Source organism: Citrobacter sp. wls615 (genome assembly GCF_005281355.1).
GTDB lineage: Bacteria > Pseudomonadota > Gammaproteobacteria > Enterobacterales > Enterobacteriaceae > Citrobacter > Citrobacter werkmanii.
Map to the genome: position 1 here is coordinate 1 of NZ_SZXM01000004.1, position 18,644 is coordinate 18,644.

Genomic DNA, 18,644 nt, shown 5'->3' on the forward strand with positions numbered 1-18,644 from the left:
GTTACCCATGTTTCCGGTTCATACCCTACCTTACCGGGCCTACAGAGATTGAGTAGGCCGGATAAGGCGCAGCCACCATCCGGCACAAATTGTACTACCCCAACAATTCCTGCTTCACATCCATCGCCAAATCAAATGAGTGTAGCCGCGCCTGGTGATCAAAAATCTGGCCGTTAACCATAATTTCATCAGCCTGGGTTTCACGCAAGATAGCCTCCAGCCCGTGTCGCACTTTCGCCTTATCACCGACCAGCGACATGCTTAGCGCCTGCTGCACGCCATACTGTTCAGAAGCGGACCACAGTTGATGCATATTCTCTACCGGCGGCGGTAGCTGGCCGGTTTCGCCACGACGCAGTTTCATAAACGCCTGCTGCATCGAGGTGAAAAGAAATTCGGCATCGCGATTACTGTCGGCGGCAATGATGTTGATGCATACCATTGCATACGGCTTTGCCAGCCGCGCCGAAGGTTTGAACTGGCTACGATACAGATGCAGCGCCTGATGCAGCATATCCGGAGCAAAGTGCGAGGCGAAGGCAAACGGCAGGCCAAGCTGTGCCGCCAACTGTGCACTATACAAGCTGGAACCTAATAACCAGACTGGGATCTGCTCGCCGTATCCAGGCACCGGGCGTACATGGGGGTTCGGGTCGCGGGCGTCGAACCAGTCCACCAGTTCGGCCACGTCGCGTGGGAAGTTATCGATATCTCCACTCATATGGCGGCGCAGCGCGCGCATCGTTGGCTGATCGCTCCCCGGCGCGCGGCCAAGCCCGAGATCGATGCGTCCCGGATACAGTGTATTTAGGGTACCGAACTGCTCGGCGATCACCAGCGGCGAATGGTTGGGCAGCATCACGCCGCCAGAACCCAGATGCAGCGTGGTGGTATTGGCAGCCAGATAACCAATCAGAACTGAGGTTGCGGCGCTGGCGATGCCAGTCATGTTGTGATGTTCTGCCAGCCAGTAGCGGTGATAGCCGCGCTTTTCAGCCAGCCGGGCGAGATCAAGCGAGTGCGTAAAGGCTTCTTTTGCCGAAGATCCTTCAGGGATCGGTGCCAGATCCAGCACCGAGAACGGAATAGTTTTGTCAGTCATAACGGCTCACTTTGTTACCGGTTAATCATTTAATACTGCATTAAAATTTGATTAACGTTGTTAACAAAGTGAGCTTTATGAGACTGACGGCAAAAACAATGCCCGATGGCGCTGCGCTTATCGGGCCTACGGGATCGCTATTTGTAGGCCGGATAAGGCATTTATGCCGCCATCCGGCGAGGTTTTATCAGGATTGCAGCTCCAGCCCGGCCAGACGTTTCCAGTAACCGTTGCAGTCGCTATGAGCGGCGAGCGGTAATGGGGCAGTGCCATTTTCATTGGCGCGGAAGGCATCAAGCATATCGAATGTTTCCGTGCCAGAAGGGGACAGACGCACAATATCCACCAGACCCTTCATGGATGTCAGCTCGTTGCCGAGGTTATAAACATAGCCGCTCATGGTCTGGATCCCGTTGAGAACAAAGACCTGCTGATTCTCCTGCGACAGCACATCTCGCCCGTTCGGGTATTTGATGCAGCAGGTTTCACATTCGTCTTTTGGTCGGTCTTCGGAGCGCGCCGTAAAGCAGCGGGCAGAGTACGCCAGCGGCAGATGGCCGTAGCTCAATACCTCTACTTCAAACTTATCGCGGATAGCCAACTCTTCACACTGGTTGAGCAGATTGATCAGCCAGTCGCGAGATAATTCTACCGGCATACACCAGCGCACCATCCCTTGTTTGAGCAGTAAACGCAGCGTCACCGCGTTGTAGCAGTTGAGCGCGTGTCCGGCGACAAACGGCAGCTTACGCTCGGCGCACATGTTTACCACGCCGAGATCGCTGGCTTCCAGTAGGAAGTCGCCGTTTTCGACGTAGCGCTTTAATTCGCCCAGCTCAGACGAGGCTTGCACCAGCGCCAGCGTTGACAGCACCACCTGTTTACCGCTGCCAGCGAGCGACTTCGCCATATCGATCCAGTCGCCCACTTTGGTGGCACGGCGTTTACTGCATACCGCTTCGCCAAGATAGATAATATCGGCCTGGCTGGCGGCGGCCTGCTGATAAAAATCTTCCAGCGTTTCTTTTGGCCAGTACCACAGCACCGGCCCTAAGGAATATTTCATTGCTTCTCTCACTGCCATTTACGGTGATACGCGCCAAGCGTGGTCTGCGTGCCTTCGGACATGGAACCGAGCGTTTCCATCCATGCCGCCTGTGGTGCGTAGTTTTGCGGGTCGGCTATACAGCGGTCGATTGCCTGACGCCACACTTTCGCCACCTGGCTGACGTAGGCCGGGCTACGCTGGCGTCCCTCGATTTTTACCGAGGCAATATTGGCCGCCAGCAGCTCCGGCAGCAGCTCCAGTGTGTTCAGGCTGGTGGGTTCTTCCAGCGCATGATAGCGCTCGCCGTCAACCAGATAGCGGCCTTTACACAACGTCGGATAACCGGCGTTTTCTCCGTCCTGATAGCGGTCAATCAGCACTTCATTCAGACGGGATTCCAGGCCCTGTTGGGTCTGCTGCCAGCGAACAAAACGCGCGGGAGAGCAGGCGCCAACCGTGTTAGGCGATTCGCCCGTCAGGTAGGATGAAAGATAACACCGGCCTTCCGCCATAATACACAAACTACCAAAGGCGAACACTTCGAGTGGAACTGGCGTGACGCGAGCGAGCTGTTTCACCTGATGAATAGACAACACGCGCGGCAGCACCACGCGGGCGACATCAAAGTTGCGATGATAAAAATTAATCGCCTCTTCGTTGGTAGCAGATGCCTGAACAGAGACATGGCGCTCAATATGCGGATAGCGCTCTGCGGCATACTCAAGCATGGCAAGATCGGCAAGGATCAGCGCATCCGCACCCAGTTGCGCCGCCATATCTACGGCACGCTGCCAGCGCGCATAACCATCCGGATGCGCAAAGGTGTTAATCGCGATGTGCAGCTTACGGCGGTGTTGATGAACAAAACTCACCGCTTCCTGCAATTTTTTCTCGGTAAAATTAAGGCCGGCGAAATGACGGGCGTTGGTATCATCTTTCAGCCCGATGTAGACAGCATCAGCGCCGTTCTCGATGGCCGCCTTAAGCGCCGGGAGATTTCCGGCAGGGCAGAGCAGCTCCATAATTTATCCTGAACGTTGCGCCGTGAAAGGCGCAGAAATGTTAACGAAGAGGGATTTTAGTTAACCTTGCTGAGACAATTTTTGATTTGAGGCAGTTAAAGTCGTATTGGTGACAGCAATAAAGAGGTAACAATTTCGCATCGAATTGTTGATTTATGCCGCTATGTCGTTTATTTGATATGGCAAAATAGCAGGACTATTGAAACAGGGAGTAAAGCTCGTGTTGGATAAACTGCGTTCACGCTTAGTACATTTTGGTCCTTCTCTGATGAGTGTACCGGTTAAACTGACGCCCTTTGCGCTGAAGCGCCAGGTCTTGGAGCAGGTTCTGAGCTGGCAGTTTAGCCAGGCGCTGGCTGATGGAGAGCTGGAGTTTCTCGAAGGCCGCTGGCTAAGCATCCATGTACGTGACATTGGTCTCAAATGGTATACCTCTGTTGAGAACGATAAACTTATCGTCAGCCAAAATGCCGATGCGGATGTGAGTTTTAGCGCTGACGCCAGTGACTTACTGATGATTGCGGCACGTAAGCAGGATCCGGATACGCTTTTCTTCCAGCGTCGCCTGGTAATTGAAGGTGATACAGAATTAGGGCTGTATGTAAAAAATCTGATGGACGCCATCGAGCTGGATCAGATGCCTAAAGCGCTGCGCGTCATGCTGATGCAGTTGGCGGACTTTGTTGAGGCGGGAATGAAAACAACGCCAGACACCAAACAGACCTCGGTAGGTGAGCCATGCTGATTCGAGTTGAGATTCCCATTGATGCCCCTGGTATTGATGCGTTGCTGCGTCGTTCATTTGAGAGCGATGCGGAAGCGAAATTAGTGCACGACCTGCGTGAAGATGGTTTCTTAACGCTGGGTCTGGTTGCGACCGATGACGAAGGTCAGGTAGTGGGTTACGTCGCGTTTAGTCCTGTCGATGTTCAGGGCGAAGATCTGCAATGGGTCGGCATGGCGCCGCTTGCGGTGGATGAAAACTACCGGGGGCAGGGGCTGGCGCGTCAGCTGGTCTATGAAGGACTCGATTCCCTGAACGAGTTTGGCTACGCCGCAGTGGTTACGCTGGGCGATCCGGCACTGTACAGCCGCTTTGGCTTTGAGCTGGCAGCGCATCATGACCTGCGTTGCCGCTGGCCGGGCACCGAAAGCGCGTTCCAGGTTCATCGCCTGGCGGACGATGCGCTGGAGGGCGTGACGGGCCTGGTGGAATACCACGATCACTTCAATCGTTTTTAACATCCGGGGCTCGCAGGCTGCTCAGTAGAGCCTCAAGCCCTTCGCCTTCTACAAGGCGCTCTTTCTGACGCTTTGTGAGCTGTTTGACGCGATACTCGATGCGCAGAGCCAGCGAACGGTCGCCGACCTGCGCCGCAAATGCCAGGGAGAGTTCCCCCTTTCCACGCAGCGCCTTCGCGCCTTTCCCGCTCTGATGTTGCTTATATCGGCGCTCCACATCGGTGGTTATTCCGGTGTATAAGGCGTTGTCCGCGGTACGGATCAGGTACAGATACCAGGGTGTCATTGTCACCATCGACGTGATAATTTTCAGGCCTACAGTATAAAAGAGAACAGAAATGGAAACACTGACTGCGGTGACCCGCTGGCTGGCGAAGCAGCATGTCGTGACCTGGTGTGTACATCATGAGGGTGAATTGTGGTGCGCGAATGCGTTTTACCTGTTTGATGCTCAGAAGATGGCATTCTATGTGCTGACCGAAGAGAAAACGCGCCATGCTCAGATGTCCGGCCCGCGCGCGCCCGTTGCCGGCGCGGTAAACGGCCAGCCCAAAACGGTCGCCCTGATTCGTGGGGTACAGTTTAAAGGGGAAATCCGCCGTCTTGAGGGAGAGGAGAGCGACGTTGCGCGTAAAGCGTATAATCGCCGCTTCCCCGTGGCCAGAATGTTGCCTGCACCCGTGTGGGAGATTCGTCTGGATGAAATCAAGTTCACCGACAACACGCTGGGCTTTGGTAAAAAGATGCTCTGGCTACGTGATTCACGCCCCGAGAATACGTAATGCCTCACGGTTAAACGCCGGAAGATCGTCCGGTGTTCGGCTGGTTATCAGCTGATCGTTATCATTCACCATTTCCTGATCGTAAAATTCGGCGCCCGCGTTTTTTACGTCAATGATGATAGGTTTCACGGCGGTAAGTTTACGGCCACGAATGACATCCGCGCTGATCAGCAACTGTGGGCCATGGCAAATAGCAAACACCGGCTTGCCGCTGTTAACAAAATCCCGGGTAAAGGTCACGAAACGATCGTCCCCGCGCAGGTAGTCCGGCGAGTGACCGCCTGGCAGTAGCAGGGCGTCAAAATCGGCAGGGCGCACATCCTCGATTGCTTTGTCGATGGTGACGCTGGCTTCACCTTTTTTCCCCTTCACCGTTTTTCCTGCCTGTTTTTCAATGGTGATGACTTCATGCCCGGCCTGGCGGAATTCTGCTGCTGGTGATGTAAATTCTGAATCTTCAAACTCATCAGTGATTAAAACGGCAATCTTCTTGCTCATGTTTCCTCCGTTGAGTTGGTTGCGAATAAGGCAGAATTTCCATGTTGACGGATAATTACCTCACGGACTATTAAGTCTGGTCGCTAAGGCTGAGAGTGCAAGACGGACAATTCTGTAAAGGAGCGAGGATGAGTCAGGTGTTAATAACAGGCGCAACGGGGCTGGTAGGCGGAAATTTGCTGCGTATGTTGCTTAATGAACCCCGGGTCAACGCCATTACGGCGCCGACGCGTCGACCGCTGGCTGATACGGTTGGCGTTTATAATCCCCATGATCCGCAGCTAACCGATGCTCTGGCACAAGTCACCGATCCGGTCGATATCGTTTTTTGTTGTCTGGGAACCACCCGACGTGAAGCCGGCTCGAAAGAGGCGTTTATCCACGCTGACTATACGCTGGTGGTGGACACCGCCCTGACGGGACGCCGGTTAGGTGCTCAGCATATGCTGGTGGTGAGTTCGATGGGCGCGAATGCGAATTCACCGTTTTTTTATAACCGGGTGAAAGGGGAAATGGAGCAGGCGTTAATCGCGCAGAAATGGCCGCGTCTGACGATTGTCCGACCTTCGATGCTACTGGGGGAACGGGATAAACAGCGGACGAATGAGCGGTTTTTAGCGCCGTTGTTCAGGCTGCTACCGGGTAACTGGAAGTCGATTGAAGCGCGTGATGTTGCACGGGCAATGTTGGCAGAAGCGCTGGCGCCAGGACATGAGGGCGTTACGATCCTGACCTCTTCCGAGCTACGCGAAAGGGCAAAATAAAATGCCGGGTGGCGTGGACGCTTATCCGACCTACAAACGATGACGTCCTGTAGGCCGGATAAGACGCTTATGCGTCGCTATCCGGCATCGGTATTACTTAATAAACGTAAAGGCCGTAGTGACGCGTTTCACGCCGCTTACCCGGCTGGCGATATCTGCCGCCGCCTTCGCTTCACGTTCAGTAACCAGACCCAGCAGGAACACTTCCCCGTTCTCGGTGGTGACTTTCACGTTAGAGGATTTCACCTGATCGCTGGTCAACAACTGGGAACGTACTTTGGTGGTGATCCAGGTATCGTTGGACGCATCGCCCAGACCGATTGGCTGGCCCTGACGGATCTCATTAAAGACCTCAGTGGTACCTTCTACGCCCATTGCAATCTGTTTTGCCCGCGCAGACAGTTCGCTATTCGGTGACTGACCGACCAGCAGAACCTTGCCCTGATAGGCGCTAACGTTGATACGCGCTTCTTTCTTGATCTGGGCATCTTTCGACAACGCCGTATTGACGCGTAATTCCAGGGTTCCGTCATCTACCTGAGTGCCGACACTACGCGGATCCGTCGCGGCTTTAGTCCCGACGGCTGCGGTTCCGACCACGGCGGCAGCTACACAGCCTTGCAGCAGCAGTGCAGCGATAATCACAGCAAGCGGCGAAAATGCCTTCATGTGTACTCCTTAATCATCCTGGTGAGGAAAAAGCGTGTTATCGATGAGATCGCAAAGGCAGTTGACCGTCAGCATATGCATTTCCTGAACGCGGGCACTGTGGTGTGAGGGAATGCGGATTTCAACATCCTGCGGCCCCAGCAATCCGGCCAGCTCCCCTCCGTCATACCCGGTCAGCGCGACGATTGTCATGTCGCGTGTCACTGCGGCTTCAACAGCTTTTACGATATCGCGGCTATTACCACGCGTAGAGATTGCCAGCAGAACATCACCTGCATGTCCCAGCGCACGGACTTGTTTTGCATAAACTTCGTCGTGCAGGCGATCGTTGGCAATCGCAGTTAAGACCACATTATCAGTATTTAGTGCAATAGCAGGTAAACTTGGTCGTTCCGTTTCAAAACGATTGATCATGCTGGCAGCAAAATGCTGTGCGTTGGCAGCGGACGTCCCATTACCACAACAGAGAATTTTGTTGCCATTGAGCAGGGACTGAACCAGCGTCATGGCTGCACGGGAGATCGCATCCGGGAGCGCTTCAGCCGCAGCTATCTGAGTTTGAATGCTTTCTGTAAAGCAGACTTTAATTCTATCTAACACGCTAATCCTTAAGAACCAGGCTCTGAATCTTCAACTATGAGCGGTCGTTGAACGCGTCTTTAAACCACTCAACATCATTTCCGGTGAAGGCTAACACATCGAACCGGCAATCCACAGTATCAAAACTCCCATTGTGGCGCGCAAGCCACAAGCGGGCGGTCTGTAATAATTTGTGTTGTTTGCTCCGGGTCACACTCACCGCCGCACCGCCAAACTGGGCTGAACGCCGATAGCGAACTTCAACAAATACGGTGGTGTTGCCTTCACGCATTATCAGGTCGATTTCGCCGCCACGTTCACGCACGTTGGCGGCGATGAAATGCAGTCCCTTGCTGTGCAGCCAGCCACGCGCAACAGCTTCCCACGCGTCACCGGTCTGTTTACTCGTTAACTGGCGGGGACGACCTGTCCTTGCTGGTATTTGAGCCATGATAACTTCCTGTTAATCACACAATCCTGATTTGCGGTTAATGCGCCAGTGTTGCCGTTAATTTCGAAGCCCTGCACCTGACGCATTTGCGAGAAGTGGTTGGCAAGCGACCAGGCATCGACACCCATTGCGTACATACGCGCCAGCGAGTAGTCGTTACGCACCGCGCCAAGCGCCTGCTGCATGAGAGGCGTGTTAGCGCCTGCCAGCATTGGGATTTCGCTGTACTGCAAGCCTTCCATTTCCAGACGGAAGTCCGGGCCAGCGGTTCCCTGAGCGCTACGGGAGCTGGCATACAGCGATGCTCCGCTCTGGCTGCCGTTACGCATGGCGATCATCGGTTTAATAAAGGCGATTTCTTCCGGCGTCGCCAGAATATACACGGCGTCAACACGACCACTGCCGCCGGTGATTTGTGCATCTGTAGGCGCTGCCGGAATCGTCAGACCGCCAATCGTCACGCCAGGCTGCGCAGGTACAGAAGAGGCTACCGGGCTGCCCGTCAGGGAAATGCCAGAGCCGCCGTTGACACCCATTTTCAGCTCAGCCGTGGAGCCGAACTTCTGCTGCAGCACTACGCCGCCGCCCAGTTTTTGCCATTCCTGTGCAAAAGCATTAGCCACGCGATCGCCTAACGAACTGCGTGGGAGCAACAGCAGCGGCGTTTGTTTGCCTTGATCATGGATGTGGCGTGCGGCATCGCGCGCTTCATCTTCTGGCGACAGGGCAAAGTAGCAGACGTTCGGCAGGTTTTTCACCGCCTCTGGCTGGTTAAGCGCCAGGACGTTCAATGGCGTGTTGCTTTTCATCAGCTCTTCAACATTATTCTTCAACAGCGGGCCAACCACGATGCTGGCGCCATCCTGCTGTACCTGGGTCAGGATCTGATTCAGCGGCTGCGACGAGGTGTCGTAGATTTTCAGCTCAGCGGACGGATTTGCCGGCGCGCTGGCGGTTGTTGGTTGTGCAGGCGCTGTTGGCTGTGGGGCTGTCGTTTCTGGCTGTGCAGGCTCCTCATTGGTCAGATCGCTTACTGACGCCTGAGAAGGGCTGGCAACACCGTCTGTCGTTTGCGGTTGTTCCGTAGTCGCAGCAGCAGAGGCATCCGCAGCAGGCGCGGCGGCAACAGGAGCTGCTACCGGTTGAGTGCCCATGTTTTTCGCGGCTTCAAAGCCTTGCTGAATAGTACGACCAAATACAGCGGCCTGACCGTTCAGCGGCAGCAGCAGGGCAATTTTGCTGGTGGAAGCTGGCTTAAAGCTCTGCACGTTAACCAACTGCGTTGGCAGCAGTTTTGCCCCCGGGTTTTGTGGGTAACGTTTTTGCCAGTCGGCAATACCGGCTTTCATCATGTCCGGGTCGTTACGGTTATCGAACCAGACGCGCTGGAGGTCCAGCCAGCCTTGCAGTACGTTTTCATCAGCATTGATGACCAGCGTCTGCGCTTGTTCCTGGGTCATGGACGACAGCGCTTGCCAGGTTGCATCGATGTTTTTCTGCTTAGCGTTCGCGGCCAGCAGTGGTTCCTGTGCGATCAGAGCGCGCAGCAGAGTCAGTGACGGGCGACCCTGGTTGACGTCGATTTGCGCCTGCCAGTAACGCGCCTGCTGGTTTGGGTCGAAATCGGCGGGCGTGAGTTTATCCAGTAGGGCCTGTGCTCCCGCGACATCTTTCTGCGCGAGCTTGATCTCGACGGCCAGCAGTGACTGCTCACGACGCTGGGCATCGTTTAGCTTCTGCGGTAACTGGTTGAACAATTCGATAGCCTGCTGGCTCTTGCCTTCTTTCAGCAGTGCACGAATGGCGAGTAATTGCCAGTTGGTCTTGCTATCATCTGAGCTTTGCTGCATCTGTTGCAGATAAAAGCCGGAATCAGCCTGCGCAGTGCCCTGCATATGGGCTGCACTCTGGTCTGGCGCCTGGGTGCCACAGCCTGCGAAAATCAATGCTGCCAGAATGACTGGTAGCGCGCGCGCGGCTTTCAAACGAGAAAATGTTGAGGGTACCATACTGTATCCAGTGATATTTTTTTACGCAATGCTCAATATTAAATCGGCAATACGGACGACACAATGAAACAACACGAATCGGCGGATAATTCTCAAGGCCAACTCTTTATTGTACCTACTCCTATCGGAAATTTGGCTGATATTACCCAACGAGCGCTCGAAGTTTTACAAGCCGTTGATTTAATTGCGGCTGAAGACACGCGGCACACCGGTTTATTGCTGCAACACTTCGCGATTAACGCCCGTTTGTTTGCTTTACACGATCACAATGAGCAACAAAAAGCCGAGACGCTGGTGGCGAAGCTGAAAGAGGGCCAGAACATCGCGCTGGTTTCTGATGCGGGCACGCCGCTGATCAACGATCCTGGCTATCACCTGGTGCGTACCTGCCGTGAAGCGGGGATTCGCGTCGTGCCGCTGCCCGGCCCATGCGCCGCGATTGCCGCGCTGAGTGCTGCTGGTCTGCCATCTGACCGTTTTTGTTACGAAGGCTTCCTGCCTGCGAAATCAAAAGGCCGCCGCGATGCGATGAAAGCCATTGAGGCAGAACCGCGTACGCTTATTTTTTATGAATCCACCCACCGTTTACTGGATAGCCTGGAAGATATGGTCGCCGTCTGGGGAGAATCCCGTTATGTGGTGCTGGCGCGCGAACTGACCAAAACCTGGGAAACCATTCACGGCGCGCCGGTCGGCGAACTGCTGGCGTGGGTCAAGGAAGATGAAAACCGTCGTAAGGGCGAAATGGTGCTGATTGTCGAAGGGCATAAAGCGCAGGAAGATGACCTCCCGGCTGATGTGCTACGTACGCTGGCGTTGTTACAAAAAGAGCTGCCGCTGAAGAAAGCGGCGGCGCTGGCGGCGGAAATTCACGGCGTGAAAAAGAATGCGCTGTATAAGTACGCGCTGGACCAGCAGGGGGAGTAAGAGTGAGCACCTACCAACCACCTTTCGTCGTCACTCCATTGATACTCAATCAAGTCATTGAAATTGGTGAGTTGATGGGGCATTGGGCAGCGATGGCTGGTAGGGCATCTCCTCTTTTGCGCAAAGAGAATCGTATTCGCACTATTCAGGCCTCTTTAGCGATTGAACATAATTCATTGACTACGGAACAAGTCACCGCACTGATGGAAGGAAAACGCATTCTGGCTCCTGCTAAAGACATACAGGAAGTGAGAAATGCGATTCTGGCCTATGAAAAGATGTCGGAATGGAAAAGCGAACAATTATCCGACCTTTTACAAGCACATCGAGTCCTTATGCTCGGTCTGGTCGATAATCCGGGCCAGTTACGTGCCGGAAATGTTGGTGTTTACAGGGAAAAGCAGCTTATTCACATGGCTCCGCCAGCCTCACAAGTTTTACGTTTGATGAATGATTTACTGGGCTGGTTAAAAACGACAGAGCTTCACCCGCTGATTGCTGGCGCTGTTTTTCATTATGAATTTGAATTTATTCATCCTTTTGCCGACGGTAATGGACGGATGGGGCGGCTGTGGCAGACATTAATCCTGCGTGAGTGGCGATCGGAATTGGCGTGGTTACCCGTAGAGACACTGATCCACTACCAACAGGACCGCTATTACCAGGTGTTAGGGCAGTGCGATCGGCAAAGTAGCTGCACGCCATTTATAGAGTTTATCCTGGAAAACATCATCTCTGCTTTGCAGGAGGGATTGGGGAAACCATCACCCCTGTCGGAAGAAATGTCGGAAGAAATGTCGGAAGAAATGTCGTCTGATTTACTGGATATAGAAAAACGTATTCTACAAATCTTGTCGAATCAGCCGGGCAGATCTGCCAAAAGTATCGCTGATGAGTGTGAAATTTCAGCCCGCACCGTAGAGCGCTATCTGAAAGCGTTGCAGCTAAAAGGCAAACTGCAACGCGTTGGCGCGACAAAAGGGGGGATGTGGAGGGTAGTTTAAACAACCAGCAGTTCGACGCCTGTTTTGGTCAGCGCAGATTTATCTTGTTTGCTGATGCTGTCGTCGGTTATTACGCAGTTAATCTTCTCCATCGGCAGTACCTGATTAAAACCTCGTCGGTTGAACTTTGTCGCATCCAATACGGCAATGACCTTGTGTGCCGCAGCTGCCATTACGCTGCTAATCGAATAGCCCTCGTTGAATGTCGTAATACCATTCGTAGCATCAATTCCGTCAGCACCCACAAACATCAGATCAGCGCTAATCCCTTGCAGAGAGCGTTCAGCGATAGTGCCATGCATCGAATGCGTTTTGTGGCGCACTGTACCGCCACAGACGACCAGCGTAATGTCTTTGTTTTCCGATAATGTAAACGCAGCGGGCAGGCTGTTGGTAATAACGGTGATATTACTTTTTCGGTTTAGCGCCTCAGCGATCAGTAAGGTAGTGCTTCCGCTATCCAGAATCACGGTCATTCCTTCCTCGACCATTGCCGTTGCAGCCTGGGCGATCCGTTTTTTAGGATCGCTGGCAAGCTGATACCGATCTTCTAATACCACTTCCTGATTGTCGCCTTCAGCCAGATGGCTTCCTGGTTTAGCCGCACCGCCGTGAAAACGGGTGACCAGACCTTTCTCTTCTAATAACCGCAGGTCGGCGCGAATGGTGACTTCAGATATACCAAAGGTATTCGAAAGATCCATTACCAATACGCTGCCTTGCGTATTAATCAGGTCGACAATTTTATTCCTTCTCTCAAATGAGTTCATATTGATTTGCCTGATAATTTGACTATCACTAGTTTAATCGAAGGATTGCGAAAGGTGAACGCTAAATTTCGAAAGTAAATGTGAGCCAGCGCAGGTTGCTGGCTCGTGGATTCAGGAGAGTTTAAGTAGAATTTTTCCCTGCATCGGTGCGCCATGGAGTGACTTGACGGCGCTGGCAAAGCTTTCGGCATCGCCACTGTGGGCAATTAATGGCCCCAACTGCAAGCGTTTTTCCGTTAGCAAGCGCGCAGCGGTTTCCCACTCTTCTCCAGGCCATGGGCTGGAATAATTCATCCAACTGCCAAGAATGGTTAACTCTTTACGCAATATTTGTCCAAATACACCTGCAGAAAGCGCAAGATCGTGATGCAACGTACCGACTAACGCCAGTTGAGCACGAGGCCCTGCAATCTCAATCGACAGAGCCACGGTTTGTGGGGTTCCCGCGGTTTCCAGTATGAGTTGGTCAAATTGAATATCCTTCAGACCTGAGTGGATCTCAGCTGCACTCATCTCCCGACTATTAAACACATGGGTTGCCCCCAGTTCTTTTGCTAATGCCAGCTTTTGCGGGTTGATATCAATCGCTGTAATACTATTTGCGCCGAGTTCACGGGCGCATTGCATTGCCAGTAAACCGATCGTACCCGCCCCAACGATAATGACGTTTTTGCCTTCGCATCCCTGCGCCAGGTGAAATGCATGCAGGCCGACGGTAATGGGTTCGATGAATGCGCCATCATCAATCGGCATATCTGAAGGCAGGCGGAATAAGTTAGCGCGTTTTACCACTACATATTCTGCGTTACCACCTTCGCTGCGTGAACCAACAAACTGATATTGCTTACACAATGAGAAATATCCACGCTCGCACTGAGGGCAATGGAAGCAGGGAAGTAGTGGTACGCAGGCAACGGCATCGCCGGGTTGTAAGTCGGTAACGGCTGCACCGTAGGACTCAACATAGCCGCTGAACTCATGCCCCAGCGTTATCGGATAATAGTGAGCACCATGATTAAAGATACGGGGAATGTCTGAGCCGCAAAGCCCTGAGCTAACCACCTTGACCAGTACATCTTCATCAGCCTGCAGTTGCGGAATAGGACGTTCTTCAATGCGTACGTCGCCCTCAGCGTGAATCACCACTGATTTCATAAATGTCTCCAGAAATGTGAAGGGGAGCAAATACTCCCCAGAAATTAAGATGCGGTCTGGCTTTCCGTTATGGCTGCTGCTTTTTCAGCCGCCACGAAATTACGTGCCCGACGCCATGTCAGTAGTACACCCAATAGGTAAATCGCAGCGATGATGATGAAGCCCACAACGTTCTGCCAGGTGAAGAGTTGAATCAACAGCCAGGTGATTGGGGAACCGCCCTGATCCATCGATGCAACCATGCCACCGGCTTTCAGTGCGCCTGCATTGGCAGCAAGCTGGGTATGTAGACCAATAGTTTGCGTGGCTATCCACAAGGTGATACCCATGATGATGACGCCGGAGATCAACGTACGGAACAAGTTCCCCTGATGAACGGCTACCGCCATGGCAACAAAGAAACCAATGGTTGCGAGATCGCCGAATGGCAGTACCTGATTACCTGGTACGAGGACGGCAATCAGAATAGTCAGCGGAATAAAGATCAGGCTGGCGGAAACCACCGATGTATGGCCGAGCAGCAGCGCAGGATCCAGACCAATTAAGAATTCCTGTCCGCCAAATTTCGCCTGCAGGCGTTTACGGGCGTGTTTCGCAATGGGGGTTAAGCCATCCATAATAGGTTTAATAACGCGTGGCATCAGCAGCATAACGGCAGCCGTTTTCACCGCCAGTTGTAGAACGGCTTTGACGTCATATCCTGCCAGCATGCCGATCACTAAACCCATCACGAAACCGACGGTCACGGGTTCGCCGAAAGGGCCAAAGCGTTTCTGCACATCATCCGCGCTGAAATGAATACGATTCAGGCCGGGGATTTTTTCAATAATAGTATCAACCAGGACGGCAATTGGACCGAGGTACGCTGATGAACCGTGTGGAATGGCAATACCTTCAAGGCCAAAAAAGTCACGCGTGTCCTTTGCAAACCAGTCGCCCAGTTTGTAGACGAAGGCGGCATGAACAACCACGCCCAGAATGCCCAACCAGTATGAACCGGTCGCCAGATGTAACATCGCGCCGGTAAACGTCATATGCCAAATGTTCCAGATATCGACGTTTACTACGCGGGTCATGCGGGTGACCAGCATCAGGATATTCACCCCAATGGCGACAGGAATCGCAATTAATGCAATTTGTGAAGCCCAGGTCATTGGTGATGAACCCGGCCAGCCAACGTCGATCACATGCAGGTTGATTTGAAACTGTTCCGCCATCGCTTTTGCGGCAGGGCCGATAGAGTCAAGCATCAGGCCAATGACCAGTCCGATACCGACAAAGCCAATACCAATATGTAGGCCGGATTTAAAACAATCCCCGAGCTTCATTCCCAATAATTTGGAGAAGATGATGATCACTAACGGCAGCATAACCGTTGGACCTAAGTCGAGGATATAACGCATTATTTCGCTAAACATGGCGTTACCCCACGAGGATAGTCAGTATTTTTTGCTGCAACGCTTCGATACCCACACCTGAGACAAAAGGCATGCCGTGAACGACCGGGATATCGCCAAACGTACGGTCAACGCGGGCAGTGGTACAAATAAGATCCGCGCCATCCATATAGGTTTCGATTTCTGTTACCCGGCACTGTACCAGGTCGAGTTGGATATTGTTGGCTTCACAGAGTTCTTTAATTTCTTCTGCTGCCATTGTTGAAGTTGCTACAGCACCGCCACAAGCCACAATTACTTTACGTTTCATAGGGTATTCCTTTTATTATCAGTCTGTTATCAAGCCTGTGCGCAAGGCTCAGACTCAAGGATTGTTTCCCGAAATAGCATTGCTAGTTCTGCATCGGGCGCATTCAACAATGCTTCAATGGTGTTCGGGTTTTGTAGCTCACTAAACAGACGACGCAGGAGCTTCAGTTGCGCCGTCGGGTTCTCAACAATCAGGGCGATAATTAAAGAGACGGCTATCTCTTCGTCATCATCCGCTTGTTGAAAGTTGACCGGTGTATCCGGGCGAATCAGATAGATTGCAGGCGATTTAGCATGAACAGCTTCACAATGCGGAATCGCGACGGCATGACGTTCCAGCGCTATTCCGGTAGGAAAGGTTGCTTCACGCTCAATCAGAGCCTGCGGGTAGCTTTCATGCACGACCCCTTTGGCCAGCATCTCCTCCCCAATATGTGTCAGCGCATGCTGACACGAGTTAAAGTTAATTCCTGTTCGGACAAAGAGTTGGCTCATATATTCTCCAGATTTCAGGCGATTACTGGTGCACAACCAAAGCGATAGGCGCGCAGAACGTCCTGGATTTTGTCGATAATCAGATTATGTGGTGTGGCGGTTAACGTCCCTTCAGTCAGGCGCTCAAATTGCACGGGCATAAACTGGCTAATGAGTCCCAGCGGTAAAGCGACGTCATTAAGGTTGGTTATTAATTTCTCTACACTTTGACGAATGCGGGGATGCGGCCAGTAGTAACGAATACGGTCGGAGAGGCTGAAGTGAATATCGACCATTGCCTGGCTCCAGGTTGGACGATAGTATTTTTTCCAGTAGTCCGGTTCATTTAGCATAACTTCGTCAATGACTTCCATTACCCGGCTCCGCTGCTCCGGAGAAACCAGTTCATTTTCCATTTGCGCCAGAGCAAAAATGGCTTCACGCAGTGCGAAGGTCAGCGCTGGACCCACTTTTAAAATTGCATAGTGATCGCGTACCAGGGCGCGGTAGGCCTGGCGGGTTTGATAATCGGTAGAATGTGCTTCATAAACCATTGGTGTGGCTTTAATCCATGCTGAAAGCGCTTCTGCAGCCTGCGGCTGATAATGAATGATCTGAGTGTGATCGAATTCGACGCCGGGCTGGACCACAATAGCGATCACGCGAGTCAGCGCTTCTTCAAGTCCTAATGCTCTAAAGGCAATTTGATGGGTTTCCAGCGTCCGGGCGGCATCTTCTTCGCGGGTGACATGAACGGTGCCGATGGTACTGGCTTCGCCACCGGGAACTGGAACCTCTGTACCAATCACATAAGTCAGTTGGCATTTCTGTTCTTCGGTTGCCGTTGCCTCTGCGGCCTGGCAAAGTACCGCTGCTCGCTGAGCAACAACCATTGGGTCCAGCGGCGTGGGATCGTCAGCACAGGACATTGAAGCATCGAGGTGGATTTTGCTGAATCCTGCGGCAACGTAGGCTTTAATCAAGGCTACGGATTTCTCCATCGCGTCTGCCGCCGGTTCATTTTGCCAGCAGTTAGGGCCGAGGTGATCGCCTCCCAGAATAAGTCTTTCGCGAGGAAAACCAACCGCCTGTGCGATGCTATAGACAAAATCACGGAAATCGGCGGGTTTCATCCCTGTATAGCCGCCAAACTGATTAACCTGATTGGAGGTCGCTTCGATCAGAACTTTACTATCCGTGTCGAGATCAAAACGTAATGCGGATTCAATAACCAGCGGATGTGCTGAACAAACTGAACAAATACCTAAATGTTCACCTGCTTTATGACGAGAGATTATTTCTTTCACTTCTATCTCCGATATCTTTTGTTTATCTTCATAATATTTTTGGATTTAAGGCAAAGGGTAAAAGCATCTTTCGTGATCCAGCTTTAAAAACAGTCCTTTGTCAGAATCCGTCCAATTCAAATCGATTACAGCTTTCCTTCGCAGCCGCAGTCAGCGATGACTTTACGTACAACTTCTTTCATGGCGGCTTTTGCGGGCATCATGTAATGGCGTGGGTCATTTGCATCAACGTGCGCACTCAGGTAGGTTTTGAGTGCGCCAGCAAAGGCGATTTTGAGTTCGGTAGCAACGTTGACTTTACAGATTCCTAAGGAGATAGCGCGTTTAATATCATGTGCAGGTAGGCCAGATGCGCCATGTAAAACCAGCGGAATATCAACGCACTGACGAATCTCTGTAAGCCGTTCAAAATCCAGTTTTGGTTCTGCGCTATATAGGCCATGAGCAGTGCCAATTGCGACCGCCAATGAGTCGATACCTGTTTTTTTTACGAACTCGCGAGCCTGTTCTGGGTGGGTATAAAGCGCGTCTTTTCCGTCTACGATCAGGTCATCTTCCTGCCCACCCAGGCGTCCCAGTTCAGCTTCCACGCTGACGTCATAGCGGTGGCAGTAATCCGTCACCTGTTTAACTAACGCAATGTTGTAGGCAAACGGCAGATGGGAACCATCAATCATGACGGAGCGAATACCTGTAGCGACTTTCGCTTCAATATCAGTGACGCTTTCATGGTGATCGAGATGGATGGCGAGTGGGTGATTCCAGCTTCTTGCCAGTTCACTAGCGATAGCAACGATGTTACCAACTCCGGCATAGCTAAAAGTGCCAGGCGTGCCGGCGACGATCAACGGAGAGCGTAGTTCGGCAGCTGTTTCCACAACAACCTGTAAGGTCTCCAGGTTGTGAATGTTAAATGCTGGTACGGCATAACCTTCTTGCTGCGCCTTCTTCAGCATTGTTTTGCTTGAGATGATAAACATACTTCCTCCGAAGTCTTTCGATTTCTTTCTTCGAAATAAAGTATATGGTTTCGTAATGTTTTTTTGTGATTTCGATCTGAAAAATGAAAGTTTCGAAAGAAAAGGGAGGGTTGCGAAAGTTATAGCGAAAATAAATATCCTCCGGCATAGCCGGA

General features: G+C 52.3%; 23 protein-coding genes. 6 read left to right on the plus strand and 17 right to left on the minus strand.

The genetic code is table 11. From position 1 onward, the window contains the following. Positions 1 to 94: 94 nt before the first annotated feature. From FDX04_RS00635 to FDX04_RS00645, 3 genes are all read right to left on the minus strand, one after another. Positions 95 to 1,102 carry an LLM class flavin-dependent oxidoreductase gene (locus FDX04_RS00635; protein ID WP_061382514.1) on the minus strand — a complete coding sequence of 336 codons (1,008 nt, stop codon included), beginning with the start codon at positions 1,100 to 1,102 and terminating at the stop codon, positions 95 to 97. Positions 1,103 to 1,289: 187 nt separating this feature from the next. Further along, complete coding sequence (locus FDX04_RS00640) at positions 1,290 to 2,186, minus strand: U32 family peptidase (protein ID WP_137370330.1); 897 nt, start codon at positions 2,184 to 2,186, stop codon at positions 1,290 to 1,292. Further along, entirely contained in the window at positions 2,177 to 3,172 is a 996-nt protein-coding gene (locus FDX04_RS00645) for a peptidase U32 family protein (RefSeq protein WP_006687898.1), read from the minus strand. The genes FDX04_RS00640 and FDX04_RS00645 overlap by 10 nt, the downstream gene beginning before the upstream one ends. Positions 3,173 to 3,392: 220 nt before the next feature. On the opposite strand from FDX04_RS00645, the gene FDX04_RS00650 reads away from it, so the two are divergent. Further along, positions 3,393 to 3,917, plus strand: coding sequence for an SCP2 domain-containing protein (locus FDX04_RS00650; protein ID WP_042311251.1), 525 nt, complete (start codon positions 3,393 to 3,395; stop codon positions 3,915 to 3,917). Then, positions 3,911 to 4,414, plus strand: a complete 504-nt coding sequence (locus FDX04_RS00655; RefSeq protein WP_003024966.1) for a GNAT family N-acetyltransferase — start codon at positions 3,911 to 3,913, stop codon at positions 4,412 to 4,414. The genes FDX04_RS00650 and FDX04_RS00655 overlap by 7 nt, the downstream gene beginning before the upstream one ends. Here FDX04_RS00655 and FDX04_RS00660 read toward each other — a convergent pair. Then, positions 4,401 to 4,709, minus strand: coding sequence for a GIY-YIG nuclease family protein (locus FDX04_RS00660; RefSeq protein ID WP_305764120.1), 309 nt, complete (start codon positions 4,707 to 4,709; stop codon positions 4,401 to 4,403). The genes FDX04_RS00655 and FDX04_RS00660 overlap by 14 nt on opposite strands. Before the next feature lie 43 nt (positions 4,710 to 4,752). Between FDX04_RS00660 and FDX04_RS00665 the strand changes: the two genes are divergently transcribed. Next, entirely contained in the window at positions 4,753 to 5,196 is a 444-nt protein-coding gene (locus tag FDX04_RS00665; protein WP_137360124.1) for a YhbP family protein, read from the plus strand. On the opposite strand, the gene FDX04_RS00670 is transcribed toward FDX04_RS00665, so the two are convergent. After that, entirely contained in the window at positions 5,176 to 5,694 is a 519-nt protein-coding gene (locus FDX04_RS00670) for a type 1 glutamine amidotransferase domain-containing protein (protein ID WP_038634164.1), read from the minus strand. The two genes, FDX04_RS00665 and FDX04_RS00670, sit on opposite strands and share 21 nt — an antisense overlap. A gap of 128 nt (positions 5,695 to 5,822) precedes the next feature. Between FDX04_RS00670 and FDX04_RS00675 the strand changes: the two genes are divergently transcribed. Beyond that, complete coding sequence (locus tag FDX04_RS00675; RefSeq protein ID WP_137370332.1) at positions 5,823 to 6,458, plus strand: NAD(P)H-binding protein; 636 nt, start codon at positions 5,823 to 5,825, stop codon at positions 6,456 to 6,458. Positions 6,459 to 6,551: 93 nt separating this feature from the next. Here the strand turns inward: FDX04_RS00675 and dolP are convergent, their stop codons facing one another. Genes dolP through FDX04_RS00695 form a run of 4 tightly spaced genes read right to left on the minus strand, consistent with a single transcriptional unit; the run spans position 6,552 to position 10,166 of the window. Next, positions 6,552 to 7,127, minus strand: a complete 576-nt coding sequence (gene dolP, locus FDX04_RS00680) for a division/outer membrane stress-associated lipid-binding lipoprotein (RefSeq protein ID WP_003024954.1) — start codon at positions 7,125 to 7,127, stop codon at positions 6,552 to 6,554. 9 nt (positions 7,128 to 7,136) lie between these two features. After that, a complete protein-coding gene (gene diaA, locus FDX04_RS00685; RefSeq protein ID WP_003024948.1) occupies positions 7,137 to 7,727 on the minus strand; it encodes a DnaA initiator-associating protein DiaA in 591 nt (196 codons plus the stop codon). 34 nt (positions 7,728 to 7,761) lie between these two features. Continuing rightward, the gene (locus tag FDX04_RS00690) at positions 7,762 to 8,157 is read right to left on the minus strand and encodes a YraN family protein (protein WP_137360121.1); all 396 of its coding nucleotides are present in this window, start codon (positions 8,155 to 8,157) and stop codon (positions 7,762 to 7,764) included. Next, the gene (locus tag FDX04_RS00695) at positions 8,115 to 10,166 is read right to left on the minus strand and encodes a penicillin-binding protein activator (RefSeq protein ID WP_137370333.1); all 2,052 of its coding nucleotides are present in this window, start codon (positions 10,164 to 10,166) and stop codon (positions 8,115 to 8,117) included. The genes FDX04_RS00690 and FDX04_RS00695 overlap by 43 nt, the downstream gene beginning before the upstream one ends. A gap of 63 nt (positions 10,167 to 10,229) precedes the next feature. On the opposite strand from FDX04_RS00695, the gene rsmI reads away from it, so the two are divergent. Further along, entirely contained in the window at positions 10,230 to 11,093 is an 864-nt protein-coding gene (gene rsmI / locus FDX04_RS00700; RefSeq protein WP_137360119.1) for a 16S rRNA (cytidine(1402)-2'-O)-methyltransferase, read from the plus strand. Between the two features lie 2 nt (positions 11,094 to 11,095). After that, positions 11,096 to 12,097, plus strand: a complete 1,002-nt coding sequence (locus tag FDX04_RS00705; RefSeq protein WP_137360118.1) for a Fic family protein — start codon at positions 11,096 to 11,098, stop codon at positions 12,095 to 12,097. Here the strand turns inward: FDX04_RS00705 and FDX04_RS00710 are convergent. The 8 genes from FDX04_RS00710 to FDX04_RS24270 form a co-directional block, all read right to left on the minus strand. Beyond that, entirely contained in the window at positions 12,094 to 12,867 is a 774-nt protein-coding gene (locus FDX04_RS00710; protein WP_128317287.1) for a DeoR/GlpR family DNA-binding transcription regulator, read from the minus strand. The two genes, FDX04_RS00705 and FDX04_RS00710, sit on opposite strands and share 4 nt — an antisense overlap. A gap of 111 nt (positions 12,868 to 12,978) precedes the next feature. Further along, on the minus strand, positions 12,979 to 14,022 hold the full coding sequence (gene gatD / locus FDX04_RS00715) for a galactitol-1-phosphate 5-dehydrogenase (protein WP_137360117.1): 1,044 nt from the start codon (positions 14,020 to 14,022) through the stop codon (positions 12,979 to 12,981). 44 nt (positions 14,023 to 14,066) lie between these two features. Beyond that, complete coding sequence (locus FDX04_RS00720; protein ID WP_003828618.1) at positions 14,067 to 15,440, minus strand: galactitol-specific PTS transporter subunit IIC; 1,374 nt, start codon at positions 15,438 to 15,440, stop codon at positions 14,067 to 14,069. A 4-nt stretch (positions 15,441 to 15,444) separates the two neighbouring features. Continuing rightward, positions 15,445 to 15,729 (minus strand): PTS galactitol transporter subunit IIB, encoded by a 285-nt coding sequence (gatB, locus tag FDX04_RS00725; RefSeq protein ID WP_003828616.1) that lies wholly within the window; start codon positions 15,727 to 15,729, stop codon positions 15,445 to 15,447. 29 nt (positions 15,730 to 15,758) lie between these two features. Then, a complete protein-coding gene (gene gatA / locus FDX04_RS00730) occupies positions 15,759 to 16,223 on the minus strand; it encodes a PTS galactitol transporter subunit IIA (RefSeq protein WP_047026360.1) in 465 nt (154 codons plus the stop codon). A gap of 14 nt (positions 16,224 to 16,237) precedes the next feature. Then, complete coding sequence (gene gatZ, locus FDX04_RS00735; protein ID WP_137360116.1) at positions 16,238 to 17,509, minus strand: tagatose-bisphosphate aldolase subunit GatZ; 1,272 nt, start codon at positions 17,507 to 17,509, stop codon at positions 16,238 to 16,240. Between the two features lie 125 nt (positions 17,510 to 17,634). Next, positions 17,635 to 18,489: a tagatose bisphosphate family class II aldolase gene (locus FDX04_RS00740; protein ID WP_137360115.1), complete on the minus strand. Its 855-nt coding sequence runs from the start codon at positions 18,487 to 18,489 to the stop codon at positions 17,635 to 17,637. Beyond that, positions 18,419 to 18,644, minus strand: a 226-nt coding sequence (locus tag FDX04_RS24270; protein ID WP_212734312.1) for a hypothetical protein, incomplete at its 5' end; no start/stop codon positions are given. The genes FDX04_RS24270 and FDX04_RS00740, both read right to left, overlap by 71 nt.

Bases quoted from the DNA above. Each gene is read 5' to 3' on its own strand.
- FDX04_RS00635 (WP_061382514.1), bottom strand. From the start codon at position 1,102: ATGACTGACAAAACTATTCCGTTCTCGGTGCTGGATCTGGCACCGATC.
- FDX04_RS00640 (WP_137370330.1), bottom strand. From the start codon at position 2,186: ATGGCAGTGAGAGAAGCAATGAAATATTCCTTAGGGCCGGTGCTGTGG.
- FDX04_RS00645 (WP_006687898.1), bottom strand. From the start codon at position 3,172: ATGGAGCTGCTCTGCCCTGCCGGAAATCTCCCGGCGCTTAAGGCGGCC.
- FDX04_RS00655 (WP_003024966.1), top strand. From the start codon at position 3,911: ATGCTGATTCGAGTTGAGATTCCCATTGATGCCCCTGGTATTGATGCG.
- FDX04_RS00660 (WP_305764120.1), bottom strand. From the start codon at position 4,709: ATGGTGACAATGACACCCTGGTATCTGTACCTGATCCGTACCGCGGAC.
- FDX04_RS00665 (WP_137360124.1), top strand. From the start codon at position 4,753: ATGGAAACACTGACTGCGGTGACCCGCTGGCTGGCGAAGCAGCATGTC.
- FDX04_RS00670 (WP_038634164.1), bottom strand. From the start codon at position 5,694: ATGAGCAAGAAGATTGCCGTTTTAATCACTGATGAGTTTGAAGATTCA.
- FDX04_RS00675 (WP_137370332.1), top strand. From the start codon at position 5,823: ATGAGTCAGGTGTTAATAACAGGCGCAACGGGGCTGGTAGGCGGAAAT.
- dolP (WP_003024954.1), bottom strand. From the start codon at position 7,127: ATGAAGGCATTTTCGCCGCTTGCTGTGATTATCGCTGCACTGCTGCTG.
- FDX04_RS00690 (WP_137360121.1), bottom strand. From the start codon at position 8,157: ATGGCTCAAATACCAGCAAGGACAGGTCGTCCCCGCCAGTTAACGAGT.
- FDX04_RS00695 (WP_137370333.1), bottom strand. From the start codon at position 10,166: ATGGTACCCTCAACATTTTCTCGTTTGAAAGCCGCGCGCGCGCTACCA.
- rsmI (WP_137360119.1), top strand. From the start codon at position 10,230: ATGAAACAACACGAATCGGCGGATAATTCTCAAGGCCAACTCTTTATT.
- FDX04_RS00710 (WP_128317287.1), bottom strand. From the start codon at position 12,867: ATGAACTCATTTGAGAGAAGGAATAAAATTGTCGACCTGATTAATACG.
- gatD (WP_137360117.1), bottom strand. From the start codon at position 14,022: ATGAAATCAGTGGTGATTCACGCTGAGGGCGACGTACGCATTGAAGAA.
- FDX04_RS00720 (WP_003828618.1), bottom strand. From the start codon at position 15,440: ATGTTTAGCGAAATAATGCGTTATATCCTCGACTTAGGTCCAACGGTT.
- gatB (WP_003828616.1), bottom strand. From the start codon at position 15,729: ATGAAACGTAAAGTAATTGTGGCTTGTGGCGGTGCTGTAGCAACTTCA.
- gatA (WP_047026360.1), bottom strand. From the start codon at position 16,223: ATGAGCCAACTCTTTGTCCGAACAGGAATTAACTTTAACTCGTGTCAG.
- FDX04_RS00740 (WP_137360115.1), bottom strand. From the start codon at position 18,489: ATGTTTATCATCTCAAGCAAAACAATGCTGAAGAAGGCGCAGCAAGAA.